The organism is Neglectibacter sp. X4, from assembly GCF_009917365.1.
Taxonomy (GTDB): Bacteria; Bacillota; Clostridia; order Oscillospirales; family Acutalibacteraceae; genus Acutalibacter.
In genome coordinates this window covers 16,671-32,823 of sequence record NZ_QWLE01000003.1, presented here as the reverse complement: position 1 = coordinate 32,823, position 16,153 = coordinate 16,671, and the positions used below count along the sequence as shown (strand labels likewise).

Sequence of the window (16,153 nt, the reverse complement as noted above, 5' to 3'; positions counted from 1 at the left end):
GATAGCCCGTACTATCTGGATAATGGAAACAATCCGAACTAAATTCCATAAGCAAAACTGACTAATGCATCATCAAAGAAGGACTATAATATGGGTATGGGATGGAAATTTGTAGATTATTCTTATAAAACTAGCAGGCGCAAATGCAAATGCGGAAAAGGTGAAATTATTGTAACTCATCATGTAACACAGGAGAGTGAAATGATGCCTTTTGAACGTGGAGAGGATATAACGGAAAGCACTTGTCCTAGCAATTGCGAACAGAATAACGGAAGAAAAGAATGCTTCTAGGTAGCGCAAGAAGTTGAGTGAATAATTAGTGAGCGCTGGGATATCCCCAACACCCTTTTTATATCATGTGTATCATACGGAGTATATGCTATGAAAATGATAGAGTGAGACTTTTACTTCTGTTATCATCGTTGATAACAAAATGATAACAGCCCATCGTATAGGCTGGATAATATGGATATATCAAATATTCAAAAGAACAGGGTATCATATTTCTAAAGCAAAATCCGTTAGAATAGGATACCCAGCAACGAGTGGGAATAAATATTTAGTGTTTTCTGAATCCTGAAAAGCGTTGGTAATACAGCGTTTTTCAGGATTTTTCTTTTTTGCTGGCTACAAATTGGCTACATTTGCGGCGTTTTTTGTAGCCAGAGGCTCACGGCATAATGCCGTCAAGCTGTCTGGCTACCTCCACCTGCTTGTTGGGGTACAGGTGGCTGTATGTGTCCATCGTGGTCTGCACCTTCTCGTGTCCGAGCCGCTCCGCGATCAGCAGCGGGGAGAAACCCATCTCCACCAACAGGCTGGCGTGGCTGTGGCGAATGTCATGCACCCGGATGCGCTTTACCCCCGATGCCTTGCAGCCATACTCCATTTCGTGATACAGAAAGCTCTTGGTGTAGGGAAAGAGCCGGTCGTCCTTTTGCAGCCCGTAGCAATGGGACATATACTCCTGTAAACAGGTGCAGAGTCCATCAGGGATAGGGATGGTGCGGTTGCTCTTAGGCGTTTTCGGCGTGGTGACGATGTCCTCTCTGCCGAGACGCTGATAGCTCTTGTTTACCGTCAGGGTTTTCTTTTCAAAGTCGATGTCCGACGGCGTAAGCGCCAATAGCTCTCCTTCACGGATTCCGGTGAAGTACAAGGTCATAAATACCGCGTAGCTGGCAGGCCGGTCTTTCATGACCTCAATGAATGTCTGAAACTCCTGCCTTGTCCAGAACAGCATCTCATCGGCGTGTTTCTTACCCATGCTCCCTGCCTTGTGGCATGGATTCTCTTTCAGTCCATAGTACTTGACTGCGTAGTTGAAAATTGCTGTGAGCTGGTTGTTGATGCACTTGAGATAGGTTTGGGAGTAGGGCTTGCCGCTTTCATCGCGGTAGCTGGTCAGAGAGTTCTGCCACTGGCGCACATGAGTGGGCTTGATCTCGTTCAGCGGGATTTTCTTGAAGAAGGGCGTTACCTTCAGGTCGATCAGCCATTTCTTGCTGGCAACGGTGGAGGGCTTGAGGCGGTGCTCCATATCCTTGACATACAAAGCGATGAAGTCGCCGAAGGTCATACCGAGGCTGCCTGTGGATTGGCTGATGAAGTCACGTTCCCATTGAAGGGCTTCCTTTTTGGTGGCGAAGCCGCGCTTCTTTTTGTGGATGGTCTTGCCTGTCCAATCCGTTACCCGGATCTGCGACATCCAGCGACCGGTGTCGCCGTCTTTTGTTACTGACATTTTTACCTCCTTCCCTCAAGAATCAGGCTTTGATAGGGTTATTTACTCATTACTCTCGTTTTTACCATATTCCTTTTCCAAAAGCTCCGTCCGTCTTGCAATCAGTTCGTCACGGTCAAGTTCTTCTGGTTCTGTGCATTTGACTGCGTTCGCGGCATAGTATGCAAGCGTCTGCTCCTTCCAGCGCTTATATGCTGCCTGCGTGGAGTTATGGGCGCGAAGCTCGCTGCGCTCATCCTCCCATTGTTCAAGGAACAGGCACATATCTGCGTTGAACTCTGCCGTGCTCTTTCCATCAAAGGAAACCGAGCACTCCCATTGTTTGCTGCGGGGCGGCTTCTGCACATTGATCTTGAAGTCGATGCCCTCTACCGTTTCCAGCTTAAAGAGGAAGTCCATTACGTCGGCAAGCGTCCTGATCTGTGTCGTGCTGGATTCATACCCAAGAATATAGGTTGAGGTCGTGTCCAGCAGGTCTGCGATCTGATTGACAACGGCAATCGACACTTCAATCTCTCCGGTTTCGTACTTCTGTACGGTGCGGAGGGATTTTTTAAGCATTTGTGCCAGCTCGGTCTGGTTCAGCCCCTTCCGTTTTCGGAGTTGCTTAATTCTCTGCCCGATGGCGGGATAATCGAAATTGTCCATATCTGATTCACCTCGTCCATATCATACCACAGAATAAAGCGAATTGCAAGTACATATTTTTATTTCGTAAAGGCTTGACAGATGCGCCTTGTATGCGTATAATAAATATGCACTTAGGATACGCTTTTCAACAGAACTGGCAGAGCGAGAATGAATGGAAGATGCGTAATCCGAGAAAAATACTTTGAAACAGGAGGTACTATGAGAGCACAGTTTATCACAGCGTCAGAGGTGGCGGAGATCATGGGCATCAGCCGCAGCAAGGCGTATCAGATCGTCCGGGAAATGAACAGGGAGCTGAAAGCCCAAGGCTATCTGACCGTTGCCGGAAAATGCCCTGCCCAGTATTTCAAGCAGAAGTTCTACGGCTTCCAGATTCCCGGAGGTGAGCGAAATGACGGGAAATGAGAAAACGACCGCCCTCATCCCATCTGTTGGCGCAGATGGAGGGCAGCCGCCTCACGATTCAACTAACCAGCAACGCTTAGGAGCAAAATTGAAAAAATCCAGAATCAGCGGGTCGATGTGCGGTCTATCGAAAAAATCGTGGCAACGTCCATTCCCTTCTCATCCAAAGTTGCCGTGGAGCGTGAGGACTTTGACCGACTTTCCACTCTGGCAAAGAAGTATGTTACAGCAGAGAAAAAGGAATCCAAACTGCAAAAGGCGGTGGATGCGGCAAACAAACTGATTGCAAAGCTCAAGGCTGAGATTGACAGTTTGAAACAGGAAATTTCTGATTATAAGTCTGTCCACAGCAAGCTCCGTGCGGCAGAATTGGAGCGTGAAAATACGGAGCTGCGCGGGAAAGTCCGCAGCTATGAGGATGTAATTCAGCGTAATAATCTGTGGCGATTCTTCCATCCGCTCAGAGAAAAAGCGGTCACGAGGGACGAAGCTCGCTGATTCCTATGTAGAGCCGGAAAAAACGCATTTTATCGAATGGGAGCGCGTCGGACAGGGCAGACATCGTCCGGCGCGCTCCTGTTTGAAAATTGCCATTTTTCCCAAGTCAAGAGCCGAAGAAAATCCCCGAAAAACACCCCTATTGCGTGACAGAGCCGCAGAAAGGATAAGCCTATGAGAACAGGACTTACCAAACAGGAAAAGACCACCGAAATCTATTTTGACGAGAAAGACCCCACCATCTTCATCCGCACCCACAACACCGACCTCAAAAACAGGCTGACCGCATACAGCCGCAAACACCCTGCCGTCTGCAAGCTGACGGACGTAGACCCGGACACGGGCTGCAAGGAATTTGAGATTGAAAAGGGACGCTTCTCTTTCCGGCTGACCGCCCCATACAGAGAGGAACGCCGCAGGGCGGCAAGCGAAGCGGCGAAAAACGAATAAAAGGGTGAGGCTTCGGTAGAATGTGTGGGTAGGAAAATCGGATATGGGCAGCATCTGCCAGAGAGGGGCGCAAGCCCCTCTTGACTACCTGCAAGCACTGTGGCGCAAGGCTGTCAAGGCCGCCGCAGGCGAGGCAAAGCCGGTGCCTTGACTGGCTTGTGACACGGTGCTATTTTCAGCCCTTTTTTGTGTACCACTCCAAATGCCTGAAAACCATTGCTATGGCTGATTTTCAGCAAATCTGCCACCCACACATTCTACCGAAGAGCCAAAAGGGTTTTAGGGCTTCGTTGATTGTTGCGTTGGCAACCCCACCACAATGGTAGTGCCCTTCTCCGAACTTTTCTCTACCCAAACGGAGCCGCCGTGGAGGTCGGCGATCTCCCATACCAGTGAGAGCCCCAGTCCTGCGCCACCGTATTCCCGGCTGCGAGACTTGTCCACCCGGAAGAAGGGCTGGAAGATACTGCGCTGATACACCTCCGGGATGCCGCAGCCAGTGTCGGAGACGCGGAGCAGGAGCTTTTCCAACTCCTGAGTGACAGAAACCCGTACCGAGCCGCCCGGCCGGTTGTACTTGACAGCATTCTCCGTCAGGTTGAAGATCAGCCGGTAGATTAGTGCATCGCTGCCGGTCATAATGCCGTCGCCCTCCGCCGTCAGCGTGACGCCGAGCTTATCTGAGAGCGGCGCAAGATCTGTGAAGATCTCCTCGATCATGGGAGCGAGCTGGATCCGCTCGTTCCGCGCCACCTGCCGCAGATTGCTCATCTCCAGCAGTGTCCTGGTCATCTGTATCAGCCGTTCCGTCTGCTCACGCAAAAGCGTGAGGAACTCCGCCGTCTCCGGTCGCACATCAGGATGCTCCGCGGAAAACAGCTCCAACTGCGCCTGCATTAGTGCCAGTGGCGTGCGCAGCTCGTGGGCGGCGTTGCCGGTGAACTGCCGCTGGGCGGAAAAGGCGTTGTTCAGCCGCTCCAGCATCTGGTTGAACGAGCGGCTCAGCTGCCGGAACTCCGAAATAGCATCTTCATCGATCCTCATATCGGCAAGATTGTTCAGCTGCACCTGCTCCACCTGCGAGGTAAAGCTGCGCAGGGGCTTGAGAGCGCGTCCGCTGACGAAATAGGCGAGGATGCCGCTGAGCAGCGTTACCGCCGCCGTGATGTACCAGTTGGTGGTGCGGAAGTGCCCCTGCACCCCATCGACGACGATGGTCAACTCCTCGTTGGGCGCTATGAGCTGCGGGTCAAAGCTCGCCGCTCCGCCATCATTCAGGATCACCGTGCCGCCGCCTTGTAAACTGTCCGCAATGGTGTCCATATAGTACACACCGGAGGAGCACAGCAGCAAATTCATGGCCACGCAGGTGATGCCGATGAGCAGGACGGACATCAGCGTGATGCGCCACTGCAGGGAAAGCCGCTTCATTCCTCCTCGCCTCCCATCAGATAGCCCTCGCCGATGCGGTTGCGGATGGGGTCATAGCCCAGCACGGCGCGGAGCTTTTTGCGCAGGGCGGAGATGTGGACGCGAATGGAATTGCTGAAGCTGTCCACGCTATTGTCCCAAACGTGATCCATCAGCTCCTCCTGACTTACTGGCCTTCCTTGATGCACCATCAGGTATTCCAGGATTCCCGTTTCCTTCCGGGTGAGCGTCAGCGTCTGCCCGTTGACGGTGGCGGTACGGGAGCGGGTGTCAAAGGTCAGGCCTCCGCAGCTTAGCAGCACATCCTGCTGGGTGAACTGCCGCAATGTCAGGCTGCGGATGCGGGCCTCCAGCTCCGCCAAGTGGAAGGGCTTCGCCAGATAGTCGTTCGCCCCGGCATCCAGCCCCTGCACCTTGTCCTCCACTTCGCTGCGGGCGGAGAGGATCAGCACCCGCGTCTCCCGGTCGGTCTGCCGCAGGGTGCGCAGCACCGTCATGCCGTCCTTTTTCGGCAGATTCAGATCAAGAAGCACCAGATCGTATCGTTCCACGCCCAGAAACGCCAGCGCCTTTTCGCCGTCATAGCAGTAGTCCACACTGTAGGCCAGCCGCCGCAGGCTGCGAACGATGGTCTCGCACAGGGCGCGTTCATCTTCAATTACTAAAAGGTGCATGAGAGCCCTCCTTTTTATTTCTTCGTATTTGTGTTGCTTTCATTATAGCAAAAACAGATAAAGTTTGCGTTAAGTTTTCGTTCTTAACAGAGACTTTAACTCTCCCGCGCTATGATGGGGGCAGAAAATCGGAAAGGGTGATGAAAAATGAGCTGCGGGAAAAAGGCCGCGGCGCAGATCGTGCTGCTGATGGCCGGAGCCGCCATGCTGTGCTTTGGTGTCTGGCGGGGCGAGGCGGCGACAGTGCTGAGCAAAGCAATCAAATTATGTCTGGAGTGTGTGGGCATTGGGTAAAAAGTTTTCAGGCGTTTCACAGACCATGTCCCGCTTCCGGGGCTGGATTCAGGCGGGGGCGACGCTGCTGACCAACCTGCATCTGCCGAACTTTCTCAAGGGCGGACTGTATCAGGGGACGGGGAAGACCGTCTGCGTGCCGGGGCTGAACTGCTACTCCTGTCCGGCGGCGTCCGGGGCCTGCCCCATCGGGGCGTTTCAGGCGGTGGTGGGGTCTTCCAAGTTCAGCTTCTCCTACTATATCACAGGCTTCCTCATTCTGCTGGGCGTGCTGCTGGGGCGCTTTATCTGCGGCTTTCTATGCCCCTTCGGCTGGTTTCAGGAGCTGCTGCACAAAATCCCCACTAAGAAGCTTTCCACAAAGAGGCTGAAGCCGCTGACATACCTGAAATACGCTGTCCTGCTGGTGATGGTTTTCCTGCTACCGGCGTTCCTTGTGAACGATGTTGGCATGGGAGACCCGTTCTTCTGCAAATACCTCTGCCCCCAAGGCGTGCTGGAGGGAGCCATCCCGCTGTCCCTTGCAAATTCCGGCATCCGGGCGGCGCTGGGCAAGCTGTTTACATGGAAATTCAGCATCCTGCTGTCGGTGATTGCGCTGAGCGTACTGTTCTACCGACCGTTCTGCAAGTGGTTCTGCCCGCTTGGCGCGTTCTACGCACTGTTCAACCGGGTGTCCCTCTTCCAGATGAAGGTGGATAAGAATAAGTGCGTCTCCTGCGGGAAATGCGCCAGAGCCTGCAAGATGGATGTGGATGTGACGAAAACGCCCAACCATACCGAGTGCATCCGCTGCGGAATGTGCATCCGCGCCTGTCCGACGAAAGCCGTGTGCTTCCGCTACGGCTTCGGAGACGGTAAAGATAAGGCAAAAGCAGCGGAAACGCTACAGACAAACAACAATAACAGGGAGGAATAAAACGAATGAAGATGAATAGGACGAATACTGCCGGCAGAATTCTGGCGCTGCTGCTTACTGCACTGATGGTGCTCTCTCTGGCAGCCTGCGGCACAAAGGGCGGAGACAAAATGGACGAAATGAGCAGCGAACCGAAGAATGCCGAGGAAGCGGTTGCCATGCACAAGGAGCTGATGGCGCAGGAAAATGCCATTCTCTCGGAGGACACAGCGCTTTGGGAAAAGGTTTTCATGGCGGCCGACAAGGGCATGACCATGCAGGAGGACGGCAAAAACTATGGTGAGTTCTTGTTGGACACCATCGAAGGTTCCAAAGATCAGTTTACGGAGGATGAGCTGAAGCTGCTCAAGGAGGCGGCGGAGAAGATCCGCGAGATTGAAAACAAGCTGACCATGATAGAGAAAAAGTACCCCGAGGCGGCACAGCAATCTACGGATGGCGCTATGAGCGTGCCCGCGGGCAGCGACATGACCACGCCGCCTGATGACGGCAGCATGCAGAAATTCCCCGCCTTTGAGGGCAAGGACCTGGATGGCAACACGGTGAAGAGCGACGAGCTGTTCTCCGCCAACGCCGTCACCGTGGTGAATTTCTGGTTCACCACCTGCAATCCCTGCGTGGGCGAGCTTTCCGAGCTGGACGCACTGAACAAGGAGCTTGCGAAGAAGGGCGGCGCACTCATCGGTGTCAACACCTTCACATTGGATGGCGATGAAGCGGCAATTTCCGAAGCAAAAGATGTACTGGCCAAGAAGGGCGTGACCTACCAGAATGTGTATTTCGCTTCCGACGGCGAGGCGGGAAAGTTCACTACAAACATTTTTGCCTACCCCACCACCTATGTGGTTGACCGCAACGGCAATATCGTGGGTGACCCCATCGTAGGCGCCATCACGGAAAAGAAGCAGGCGGAGACGCTGCAAAAGCTCATCGACCAGGCTCTTGCCGCCGATATGGGCTGACAAACGAATTTATCTTCTCAGAAAGGAGGGATACACCATGTATGTCGGTTTGTTCAAACAGGACGTTCAGCTTGCTGTTCAGAATCAGATCGGCATAAGCAAGCGGGGCGTTGTAGATCAGATAATCCAGCTCTGACCGCTGGAAGCGGTTATCGGCAACTTCGTTTTCAACGGCGGTGAAGTCAATGGAAATCTGGCTTCTATCGTCAAAAACCAATTCTACGCAGGCTGTGTCGATGTTGAATTGATAGGATATAAGTTTGCTCATGGTCATACCTCCAAGATGTTTTTTGAGGTGAATCAGGCGGTCAATTCCGGGTGATTATTGGCAGGAATCATACCGAAACCCGCTGCAAATCATTCAAAATAAGTCGTTGCGAACGGTTAGTACGTATAAAATAGCTGGCTACAAAACGGCTACAAAATTCGTAAGAAACCTATGCACAGCCCGAAATACGTGGATTATTTGGACAAAATGCGTATCGAGAGTGCATTTTATAACCCTAAATCAAAGCCCAAGACTTGAGTGGGAATAAACTGAGAGGTCGCAAAAACCCAGTGTTTATGCGGGTTTGCGATACTTCAAGAGGTCTTTTGATAACAAATTGATAACAGTTATATCAGAGCGATTATTCTTGTAATTCAGTGGTTTTAGGGTTAGAGAATGAAAGAGAATGGTTTTCTGATATAACAATCCATATTATAAAGCCCTTAGCTGTGGGTAGTAACTCATAGCTAAGGGCTTTTGTCGTTCGCCTATTTATTTCCTTCCTAAATATCTGTTTACCTTTTTCTTGTAATTCAGATATTCATCACCGAACGCCAATAACATTGCGTCTTCTTCGTTGTTTACAATCTGCAAATGGAGCGTAAGAGCTGCAAAGGCTGAAAATATGAGAAGCACCCAATTAAAAAATACCATTAAAACGCCTAAATACATAAGATCAAAGCCAAGAAAGGCTGGGTTACGGCTTATCTTGAATACTCCTGATGTGACAAGCTCTGTTTTATCTTTCGATACGCCTGCACGCCAACTATCACGCATTGTAAGCATAGCTGTTATAAAAAGTGCGACTCCAAATGCAGAGATAATTAGTCCTGCAATTCTAACCCACACAGGAGAAATAGACCAGTCTAACACAATACTTATGACCTCTACAACCACAACGCAGAATGTTGCAATACCCATTGTAATTTCAATATATAGAGGAACGCCTTGCTTTCCTTTTCCGATCTGTGTGGTACGGATTCCTTTTTTCGTTTGCTCTATTTTCTTTGCATAGTAGCAAGCATAGAAAACAAGCAATATGATAGAAGTTAATATTTTAAAAATAGTCATAGTATTGTTCCTCACTGTTTTTACATATCTTTCAGCTTGTCCTTGAATTGCTCGACCAATGCATCGCTTAATTCCTGCGAGGGAACTTGCGCCCAGATTTGCGTGGTATCGAACTTCGGATAGTGATAACGCCAGTTATTGTAATCTTCCCTGCTGATTTCCTCGGAAGATAGCTTGTCCGCCTGTTCTTTCCAAGCACAAAGCATTTTTGAGAGTTCGGCAGCGTCCTTACTATTGTCCTTGTTGACTTTCAGACAGATTTCTCCGTCTGCTTCACTGACGGTCAGACCGTAAACATCTTCAAGGGTAAATAAGGTGTGCATAAGACCGATATAGCTGTCAATGTCGGGAACATCAAGAGCCTGTGGCGCAACATCAAGTACCTGCGCCAATGCGGCGGTTAAGTCCGCTTTCGGCTTGCGTGAGCCTGTTTCGTATTGAGCCAATCGTACATCGGCGCTCCGTTCGGGAAAGCCGACAGCCGTACCGAGATATTTCTGCGTCATTCCACGCAGAAGTCTAAAAAAATGTATTCTTTCACCGATTGCCATAGTGTTTTTCACTCCTTGTCTATGTATGTGTAATCAGTATAAGAACCTGTCAAGCCACGGGTAGTATTTTCTGTGAAAATCTCCACCCTTTCCTGCTTGACAGAACCTTGTACTGGGTGCAATCTCATTATGCACCCAGTATAGCATATATGTTTAGGGATTGTCAAGAGGAAATAAAACAAAAAAGTTTAATATTTTCTCGAAAACCGCTTGACAAAAGCAAATATGCTTAGTATAATTAAAGAGTATTAAGCAAATACGCTTAATACTTACAACTGAATGACCGTCCGAATGGGATATGACTTTGCGATAACCTCTCTCCTTTGGAGAGCGAGCAAAGCAACGCCGCTGAGAAAGGGGCAGGCATAGAAAAATGACATTCGGGAAAAACGGCAACTTAATAATTTTATGAAAGGACTGACGATATGGAAAACAAATTTATCCGTGCCGATGATGTGGCACAGGAGCTAAGCGTATCAAAGCCCTATGCCTATAAGCTCATCAGAAAGCTGAACGAGGAACTGAAAGCACAGGGATTTATTACGATTGCAGGGCGTGTAAACCGCCAGTATTTTTATGAAAGGCTCTACGGAGCAGGAAAGGAGAGTAAATAATTATCACTTGGCAGAATGAAATGCTTGCCTACCGTGACGAAAAGAAAAAGCCGTATTCACAGACCTATCTGAAAACGCTGCATAATCAATTATCAGCTATATTCAATCACGCTGTGCGCTATTATGAGCTACGCTCCAATCCCGCCGCAAAGGTCGGAAATATGGGAAGTGAGGAACACAAGGAAATGCTGTTCTGGACAAAAGAGGAATACAAGAAATTTTCTTATGAAATGATGGACAAACCTGTTTCCTTTTACGCTTTTGAAATGCTCTACTGGTGCGGTATCCGTGAGGGCGAATTATTAGCCTTAACCGCCGCCGATTTTAATTTTGATAAGGAAACAGTAACGATTAACAAATCCTATCAGCGTTTACACGGCGAAGATGTGATTACAACACCGAAAACAAAGAAAAGCAACCGCACGATTAAAATGCCACATTTTCTCTGTGAGGAAATGCAGGAATATCTCGGTATGCTCTATGGCTTAAAAAAGAAAGACCGTATCTTTACGGTACAATGAATTGGATGTGTTCTATCTGACGGGGAGTGAGACCGGTTATATCCAACATCTGCGGGGCGCTTGCCTCCTGCACTTCCCGGCCCAGCAGATAGTCGGTGCTGACGTGGAAGAAATCCGCAATTCTTATCAGCATATCTATGGACGGCATGATATTGTCGTTTTCCCAATTACTGATGCTCTGCTTTTTAACCCCCAGCTTCTCCGCAAGCTGAACTTGATTCAACTCCCTTGACTGACGCAGATTTTTCAAGCGGATTGCAAACATAATCGCCCTCGCCCCCTCTCAAAATAAGATTATGGGGCAAACGGGCAGATTATAAAAATACCAGTATTGTAATATTTGACTTTCGGCGTTATACTTGCTCTGTGCGGAGGGCCAAAAGAAAGGACGATGAATTATGATTTACACAACTGAGCAGAAGAAAAAACTGGATGCCATTCTCAAAGCCTTTGAGAATTATATTGATGACCAGAACTATTTTGACATTGTTTACTCTAAGAAAATCGGCTACGTCTGGATCGTGGTTGACGAACCCGGCGCGGCGGGAGCGGAACAGCTTGACACACCGGAGGCCATGCTGGATAACCTGTTTAATGACATTATCAACCTCTATTATTCTATTCTGGACAGAGCGGATTCCATCGTCTACGTCAGCAGAGCCTACCACAAAAATTGTATGCTGGAGCGCAACCGATTTCTTGTCGATCACGCCGCCGCTCTGCTGGCCGTCTACAACGGAGAACGGCGCGGCGGAACGGCGGCGACCATGCGTTATGCGCAGAAGATGGGCCGGGAGATCATTACGATTGACCCCGCTACCCGGTTGATTTCCCATAGTAATCCTGTGCCGGAACCGACACACTCCTGATGGGGCGCAACTGTGCCCCGATCTTCCTGCGCGGATGTGCAGGAATGAGCGACCGAAGGGAGCGGAAAAGCCACGCCGTCAGGCGTGTTCGACTGGACGCAGAGCGGCCAGTCAGGGGCTTGGGGGAACCCCAACCAGCGTTTTAGGAATATCCAAAAGGATATTCCTAAAACATTGCTGGCCACTGCTGGGCAGCCTCAGCTTTCATTAAACCGGACTTGCATTATAAAGCTGCTTGAATTATACTATGGCTGACAGAAATACCAAGCGTTGAATAAAAAGAAGGTTTCATATGAGCAAGCTACTGCTGTTAGAAGATGATTTGAGCCTAATCAATGGGCTTTCCTTTGCCTTTCAAAAGGCGGGCCACGAGCTGGACATCGCCCGCACACTCCGGGAGGCCGAAGCCCTCTGGCAAGAGGGAAAATATGATCTGCTGGTCCTGGATGTTTCCCTCCCGGACGGTTCCGGGTTCGAGTTCTGCAAAAAGGTCCGGCAGACCTCCCAGGTCCCCATTATTTTCCTTACCGCCTCCGATACGGAAACCAGCATCATTAGCTCCAACGCAAAGCTCGCTTTGGATGTGCAGATCGGGGACAGCGTAACAATCAAGACCCCTGCGGGGACTGCCGGCTTTACCATAGCGGGTTTTGGGTCGGATGACCGGGAATATTATCAGGGACAGACGTATCTGGTTGCTGTGTATATGACGCGGACAGCGTTCGCTTCGCTCATGGAACAAAACGGTATTTCGCTTAACCCAACCTGTTATATTCAGTTTCAAAATGCGTCAAAGGCTTCCAGAGCAATTACGGAAATAAAAGAACAATATGATCTGCCAGAGGGAAGCGTTTCTGAAAATACCGCAATCATGGGTATGGCAGGGCAAAGCAATAATGATTCTGTAAGCAACATTTATGGTCTGGCAGCAATTTTGTTTGTTTTGGTGCTGCTGGCCGGTGTGTTGATGATTTCCGGAAGCATGAGCAGCAATGTGGCCCAACGGACAAAATTTTTTGGTATGATGCGCTGCATTGGTGCAAGCCGTAGGCAGATCATCCGCTATGTGCGTCTGGAGGCATTAAACTGGTGCAAAACGGCTGTGCCTGTTGGATTGCTCTTAGGTACGGCAATCAGTTGGAGTATTTGCGCGGTACTGCGCTATGGAATCGGCGGTGAATTTCAAACAATGTCTGTGCTTGCCCTGAGTCCGGTGGGCTTGATGAGCGGAGCATTGGTTGGAATTGTTACGGTCCTTCTGGCGGCGCAATCTCCGGCGAAACGCGCGGCTAAAGTTTCTCCCATGGCGGCAGTTTCCGGCAGCTCAGATACGACACCCTCTATACGGCATACGATGCGGCTGAATTTTGGCAGGGTTGAAAAGGCTTTAGGGGTTCACCACGCAATCGCATCCAAGAAAAACTGGTTTTTGATGACAGCCAGCTTTTCTCTTAGTATAATCCTGTTCCTTTGCTTCACGGTAGGGCTGGATTTTGGACACGCGCTGATGCCGTCGCTGCGGTCATGGCAGCCAGATATTACTCTGACAGGCTATGCAAACGAACCTGTGTTAAGTCAAAGTTTAAGCGATACCGTTCGCTCTGTTTCTGGTGTAGACCATATCTTTGGCAGCACATATATAGGGAATGTTTCTGCTTCTTCTTCACGGCAGGGAATTGACCATGTGAATATAACATCATACAGTGACTATTTGTTGGACAATGCAAAGGATAGCCTTGTGCAAGGGGATTTATCAGGAATTTACGGAGATAGCAATAAAGTCATGACGGTTTCAAATAAGGATAATCCGCTCAAGGTTGGAGATACCATTCAGATCGCGGGGCAGGAGGTTGAAATTGTCTGTGCCTTATCTGGTGGATTGTATCCCAGCGAATATAGCGTTATTTGTTCACAGGAAACCCTCTCCCGGCTTACAGGAGAACAGAATTACAGCATGATCGGAGTGCAGTTGGGCAAAGATGCTGCGGATGATACTGTAAAGCAAATCAGTGACCTTGCTGAAAGCAATGTTATTTTTACGGATCAACGTGAAAGCAACCGGCAAGACCGTGCAACCTATTTGGCATCCGTTTTTATTGTATATAGTTTCCTGGCGATTATTGCCATGATTACCCTGTTCAACATTGTGAACTGCATTTCCATGAGCGTAACAGCCCGGACAAAACAGTATGGTGCTATGCGGGCGGTTGGTATGGACGGCGATCAGCTTACACAGATGATTGCCGCAGAAGCCTTCATTTATTCTGTTTCCGGTCTTGTAATCGGTGGAGGCATAGGAGTTGCTCTCAGTCGTTTCCTGTATATCAAGCTGCTTACGCGGTATTTTGGAACCCTGTGGAATTTGCCAATAAAGCTGCTTGCCATTATTATTGCATTTTCCAGCGTTGCCGCGATTGTCGCGATTCATGCCCCAGCAAAACGGATGCGGAATATGGCGGTGACGGAGACCATAAACGAGCTATGACCACCGGCTTTGAAAAAATACCGGCTGTGCGGCGGTGTAACCAAGCCGCCGTACAGCACGGTTTTACTGTCCCCGTGGGTTGCGGTAAATGCTGCACAGAGCCAGAGATGTGACAAAAGGAGGGAGAACGCTGATATGCTGCAAATCGCATTTTTTCTGCTGAGCATTTCGATCTGCGTTTTTGCCTGGATTATGATACATGACCCAAGGACATTATGGAGCGGCGTTTCAATGCTGGGGATGCTGCTCTGTTCGGCGGTTACGATGTTTTTTCTTCTGTCGGAGTACGCAAATTGGTTGGCGGAACACGAAATTCTGATGAATATTCTGGTGGCCCTGCTGTTACTGACGGCAGGCTGTGTTTTCATGTTTCCGGTCATTTTGATTGTCACACTTTTTGTTGAGGGGATCAAGGTGATCCGGCATGAGGGTCTAAGACCGGCCAATTTTTTGACCATGTTGTTTTCTGTTTTGCTGTACCTGTATCTGACCGTCTGGCCTGTGGCCGGCGGTCTGGAGAAGGGGCGGCCTGGTACCAATCTCTATCTGTTTATCAGTCTCTCCGCGGCTTATATGCTGTCCCTGATGGCCATTTATTTGCTCTCCGCGGCATTAAATCTAATCCATTGGAAAAAGCGTCGGGAAGCGGACTATATTGTTGTCTTGGGAGCCGGAGTGATCGGCACCAGGGTCACGCCGCTGCTTGCCGCCCGGATTGAAAGAGGAATTGAATTGCTGCACAGCAATCCTGGCGCGGTACTGATTATGTCCGGCGGACAAGGCCCGGGTGAGGACATTGCCGAGGGTGAGGCTATGGCGAGGTATGCAGAAGAAAAGGGAGTGGGTATAGAGAAGATTATCGTAGAAGGTAGATCAAAATCAACCGAGGAAAATTTGCTGTTTTCGAGTGGGCTAATGGAAAAAGACCGGCCCAAGGTCGTAGTCGTAACAACATCGTATCATGTGTTTCGGGCGCTGCTCCTGGCAAAACAACAGGGACTGAAATGTGTGGGGTTTGGGGCAAAGACAAAATGGTATTTCACATTGAACGCTTTGATTCGTGAGTTTATTGGGTATTTGAGCCTAACTTGGAAACAGCACACTGTTATGGCTGCCCTAATTTTTATTGTAATTACAGTAGCTATATAAAATTTCAGCCCTAAAAAGACAGTACGCCTCTTGAAATATAGCGTAAAAGTACTTGGATTTTTCCGTGCTTATTTTGCAAAATTTTCAAGTATTTCTTGTGATAATTTACCCTTGACAAAAGCTCTCTGAAGATAACGCAAATGGTAAACTTTCTGACAGCAGATTTCAAATGCTCTCTGACGATTACGAACAGGAGCAGGAAGAACTGCGGGAAAAGCTGTTGCAACTGAATGAGGAAATTAACCAACAGGAAGAACAGGCAGAGAATGTTGGATTTTCCAATGTAGGTAAATCCGGCGGCTGCGGCTGCTCGAATATCACATAGTCCGCGCCCCGCAAGCGTCCTTTCTCGTCGCGTTCCCTTGAACGGACGATATACCCGGCGCGTTCAAGCTCCTTAATGGCTTCGCGGATAGCGTCTATCTTCTCCCGGTTGATAAGGGATAAGCCTTTCAAGGTGTAGTCCCAATCTTCGGGGAGTGACAGCATTTGCGACAACAGCCCCTTTGCCTTTAGGGAAAGCTCCTTGTTGCGTAGGTGGTGGTTGCTCATTACGGTGTAGCCCTTGTTCCGTTCCACTCTGAAAACTGCCATAGT

General features: G+C 49.5%; 19 protein-coding genes and 3 pseudogenes. 13 read left to right on the top strand and 9 right to left on the bottom strand.

The features are described 5' to 3' along the window. The first annotated feature begins 90 nt into the window (after nt 1-90). Nucleotides 91-291 carry a hypothetical protein gene (locus tag D1841_RS03230; protein ID WP_160641957.1) on the top strand — a complete coding sequence of 67 codons (201 nt, stop codon included), beginning with the start codon at nt 91-93 and terminating at the stop codon, nt 289-291. Nucleotides 292-670: 379 nt separating this feature from the next. On the opposite strand, the gene D1841_RS03225 is transcribed toward D1841_RS03230, so the two are convergent. After that, nucleotides 671-1,744, bottom strand: a complete 1,074-nt coding sequence (locus D1841_RS03225) for a site-specific integrase (RefSeq protein ID WP_160641956.1) — start codon at nt 1,742-1,744, stop codon at nt 671-673. 42 nt (nt 1,745-1,786) lie between these two features. After that, complete coding sequence (locus tag D1841_RS03220; RefSeq protein WP_160641955.1) at nt 1,787-2,392, bottom strand: helix-turn-helix domain-containing protein; 606 nt, start codon at nt 2,390-2,392, stop codon at nt 1,787-1,789. A 201-nt stretch (nt 2,393-2,593) separates the two neighbouring features. On the opposite strand from D1841_RS03220, the gene D1841_RS03215 reads away from it, so the two are divergent. From D1841_RS03215 to D1841_RS03205, 3 genes are all read left to right on the top strand, one after another. Further along, nucleotides 2,594-2,800, top strand: a complete 207-nt coding sequence (locus D1841_RS03215) for a hypothetical protein (RefSeq protein WP_021632637.1) — start codon at nt 2,594-2,596, stop codon at nt 2,798-2,800. A 117-nt stretch (nt 2,801-2,917) separates the two neighbouring features. Further along, nucleotides 2,918-3,298 carry a hypothetical protein gene (locus tag D1841_RS03210; protein ID WP_201751205.1) on the top strand — a complete coding sequence of 127 codons (381 nt, stop codon included), beginning with the start codon at nt 2,918-2,920 and terminating at the stop codon, nt 3,296-3,298. A gap of 174 nt (nt 3,299-3,472) precedes the next feature. Beyond that, nucleotides 3,473-3,748 (top strand): hypothetical protein, encoded by a 276-nt coding sequence (locus D1841_RS03205; RefSeq protein ID WP_106612753.1) that lies wholly within the window; start codon nt 3,473-3,475, stop codon nt 3,746-3,748. Between the two features lie 279 nt (nt 3,749-4,027). Here D1841_RS03205 and D1841_RS03200 read toward each other — a convergent pair whose 3' ends face one another. Next, nucleotides 4,028-5,179 (bottom strand): cell wall metabolism sensor histidine kinase WalK, encoded by a 1,152-nt coding sequence (locus D1841_RS03200; protein WP_160641954.1) that lies wholly within the window; start codon nt 5,177-5,179, stop codon nt 4,028-4,030. Next, nucleotides 5,176-5,853 carry a response regulator transcription factor gene (locus D1841_RS03195; RefSeq protein ID WP_160641953.1) on the bottom strand — a complete coding sequence of 226 codons (678 nt, stop codon included), beginning with the start codon at nt 5,851-5,853 and terminating at the stop codon, nt 5,176-5,178. The genes D1841_RS03200 and D1841_RS03195 overlap by 4 nt, the downstream gene beginning before the upstream one ends. Nucleotides 5,854-6,000: 147 nt before the next feature. Between D1841_RS03195 and D1841_RS03190 the strand changes: the two genes are divergently transcribed. Genes D1841_RS03190 through D1841_RS03180 form a run of 3 tightly spaced genes read left to right on the top strand, consistent with a single transcriptional unit; the run spans nt 6,001 to nt 8,028 of the window. Continuing rightward, on the top strand, nt 6,001-6,147 hold the full coding sequence (locus tag D1841_RS03190; RefSeq protein ID WP_165643166.1) for a CD1871A family CXXC motif-containing protein: 147 nt from the start codon (nt 6,001-6,003) through the stop codon (nt 6,145-6,147). Between the two features lie 25 nt (nt 6,148-6,172). Beyond that, nucleotides 6,173-7,066 (top strand): 4Fe-4S binding protein, encoded by an 894-nt coding sequence (locus tag D1841_RS03185; RefSeq protein ID WP_201751214.1) that lies wholly within the window; start codon nt 6,173-6,175, stop codon nt 7,064-7,066. Between the two features lie 11 nt (nt 7,067-7,077). After that, nucleotides 7,078-8,028 carry a TlpA disulfide reductase family protein gene (locus D1841_RS03180; RefSeq protein ID WP_160642093.1) on the top strand — a complete coding sequence of 317 codons (951 nt, stop codon included), beginning with the start codon at nt 7,078-7,080 and terminating at the stop codon, nt 8,026-8,028. Here the strand turns inward: D1841_RS03180 and D1841_RS18945 are convergent. The 3 genes from D1841_RS18945 to D1841_RS03165 form a co-directional block, all read right to left on the bottom strand. After that, nucleotides 7,994-8,296, bottom strand: a complete 303-nt coding sequence (locus tag D1841_RS18945) for a DUF6061 family protein (protein ID WP_237076180.1) — start codon at nt 8,294-8,296, stop codon at nt 7,994-7,996. The two genes, D1841_RS03180 and D1841_RS18945, sit on opposite strands and share 35 nt — an antisense overlap. 492 nt (nt 8,297-8,788) lie before the next feature. Next, nucleotides 8,789-9,367 (bottom strand): isoprenylcysteine carboxylmethyltransferase family protein, encoded by a 579-nt coding sequence (locus D1841_RS03170; protein ID WP_160641951.1) that lies wholly within the window; start codon nt 9,365-9,367, stop codon nt 8,789-8,791. A 20-nt stretch (nt 9,368-9,387) separates the two neighbouring features. Continuing rightward, complete coding sequence (locus D1841_RS03165) at nt 9,388-9,918, bottom strand: helix-turn-helix domain-containing protein (RefSeq protein WP_160641950.1); 531 nt, start codon at nt 9,916-9,918, stop codon at nt 9,388-9,390. A gap of 425 nt (nt 9,919-10,343) precedes the next feature. Here D1841_RS03165 and D1841_RS03160 point away from each other — a divergent pair, with 425 nt between their 5' ends. Together D1841_RS03160 and D1841_RS03155 are read left to right on the top strand one after the other, a co-directional pair. Beyond that, entirely contained in the window at nt 10,344-10,532 is a 189-nt protein-coding gene (locus D1841_RS03160) for a LysR family transcriptional regulator (protein ID WP_118099518.1), read from the top strand. After that, a pseudogene (locus D1841_RS03155) lies at nt 10,532-11,047 on the top strand (site-specific integrase); the annotation flags it as partial. The gene D1841_RS03160 and the pseudogene D1841_RS03155, both read left to right, overlap by 1 nt. Here the strand turns inward: D1841_RS03155 and D1841_RS03150 are convergent. Next, nucleotides 11,040-11,318, bottom strand: coding sequence for a helix-turn-helix domain-containing protein (locus tag D1841_RS03150; RefSeq protein ID WP_160641949.1), 279 nt, complete (start codon nt 11,316-11,318; stop codon nt 11,040-11,042). The pseudogene D1841_RS03155 and the gene D1841_RS03150 overlap by 8 nt on opposite strands. A gap of 133 nt (nt 11,319-11,451) precedes the next feature. Here D1841_RS03150 and D1841_RS03145 point away from each other — a divergent pair, with 133 nt between their 5' ends. From D1841_RS03145 to D1841_RS03135, 4 genes and pseudogenes are all read left to right on the top strand, one after another. Beyond that, the gene (locus D1841_RS03145; protein WP_160641948.1) at nt 11,452-11,922 is read left to right on the top strand and encodes a DUF1273 domain-containing protein; all 471 of its coding nucleotides are present in this window, start codon (nt 11,452-11,454) and stop codon (nt 11,920-11,922) included. 292 nt (nt 11,923-12,214) lie between these two features. Further along, a pseudogene (locus D1841_RS19705) lies at nt 12,215-12,529 on the top strand (response regulator); the annotation flags it as partial. A gap of 99 nt (nt 12,530-12,628) precedes the next feature. Continuing rightward, complete coding sequence (locus tag D1841_RS03140) at nt 12,629-14,407, top strand: FtsX-like permease family protein (protein ID WP_347563935.1); 1,779 nt, start codon at nt 12,629-12,631, stop codon at nt 14,405-14,407. Nucleotides 14,408-14,542: 135 nt separating this feature from the next. Beyond that, nucleotides 14,543-15,556, top strand: coding sequence for a YdcF family protein (locus D1841_RS03135; RefSeq protein WP_160641946.1), 1,014 nt, complete (start codon nt 14,543-14,545; stop codon nt 15,554-15,556). 267 nt (nt 15,557-15,823) lie between these two features. On the opposite strand, the pseudogene D1841_RS03125 reads toward D1841_RS03135, so the two are convergent. Beyond that, nucleotides 15,824-16,150 (bottom strand): annotated as a pseudogene (locus tag D1841_RS03125) (helix-turn-helix domain-containing protein); the annotation flags it as partial. Nucleotides 16,151-16,153 lie beyond the last annotated feature (3 nt).

Coding starts and splice junctions, on each gene's coding strand:
- D1841_RS03230 (WP_160641957.1), top strand. CDS start 91: ATGGGTATGGGATGGAAATTTGTAGATTATTCTTATAAAACTAGCAGG.
- D1841_RS03225 (WP_160641956.1), bottom strand. CDS start 1,744: ATGTCAGTAACAAAAGACGGCGACACCGGTCGCTGGATGTCGCAGATC.
- D1841_RS03220 (WP_160641955.1), bottom strand. CDS start 2,392: ATGGACAATTTCGATTATCCCGCCATCGGGCAGAGAATTAAGCAACTC.
- D1841_RS03215 (WP_021632637.1), top strand. CDS start 2,594: ATGAGAGCACAGTTTATCACAGCGTCAGAGGTGGCGGAGATCATGGGC.
- D1841_RS03205 (WP_106612753.1), top strand. CDS start 3,473: ATGAGAACAGGACTTACCAAACAGGAAAAGACCACCGAAATCTATTTT.
- D1841_RS03200 (WP_160641954.1), bottom strand. CDS start 5,179: ATGAAGCGGCTTTCCCTGCAGTGGCGCATCACGCTGATGTCCGTCCTG.
- D1841_RS03195 (WP_160641953.1), bottom strand. CDS start 5,853: ATGCACCTTTTAGTAATTGAAGATGAACGCGCCCTGTGCGAGACCATC.
- D1841_RS03190 (WP_165643166.1), top strand. CDS start 6,001: ATGAGCTGCGGGAAAAAGGCCGCGGCGCAGATCGTGCTGCTGATGGCC.
- D1841_RS03185 (WP_201751214.1), top strand. CDS start 6,173: ATGTCCCGCTTCCGGGGCTGGATTCAGGCGGGGGCGACGCTGCTGACC.
- D1841_RS03180 (WP_160642093.1), top strand. CDS start 7,078: ATGAATAGGACGAATACTGCCGGCAGAATTCTGGCGCTGCTGCTTACT.
- D1841_RS18945 (WP_237076180.1), bottom strand. CDS start 8,296: ATGAGCAAACTTATATCCTATCAATTCAACATCGACACAGCCTGCGTA.
- D1841_RS03170 (WP_160641951.1), bottom strand. CDS start 9,367: ATGACTATTTTTAAAATATTAACTTCTATCATATTGCTTGTTTTCTAT.
- D1841_RS03165 (WP_160641950.1), bottom strand. CDS start 9,918: ATGGCAATCGGTGAAAGAATACATTTTTTTAGACTTCTGCGTGGAATG.
- D1841_RS03160 (WP_118099518.1), top strand. CDS start 10,344: ATGGAAAACAAATTTATCCGTGCCGATGATGTGGCACAGGAGCTAAGC.
- D1841_RS03150 (WP_160641949.1), bottom strand. CDS start 11,318: ATGTTTGCAATCCGCTTGAAAAATCTGCGTCAGTCAAGGGAGTTGAAT.
- D1841_RS03145 (WP_160641948.1), top strand. CDS start 11,452: ATGATTTACACAACTGAGCAGAAGAAAAAACTGGATGCCATTCTCAAA.
- D1841_RS03140 (WP_347563935.1), top strand. CDS start 12,629: ATGACGCGGACAGCGTTCGCTTCGCTCATGGAACAAAACGGTATTTCG.
- D1841_RS03135 (WP_160641946.1), top strand. CDS start 14,543: ATGCTGCAAATCGCATTTTTTCTGCTGAGCATTTCGATCTGCGTTTTT.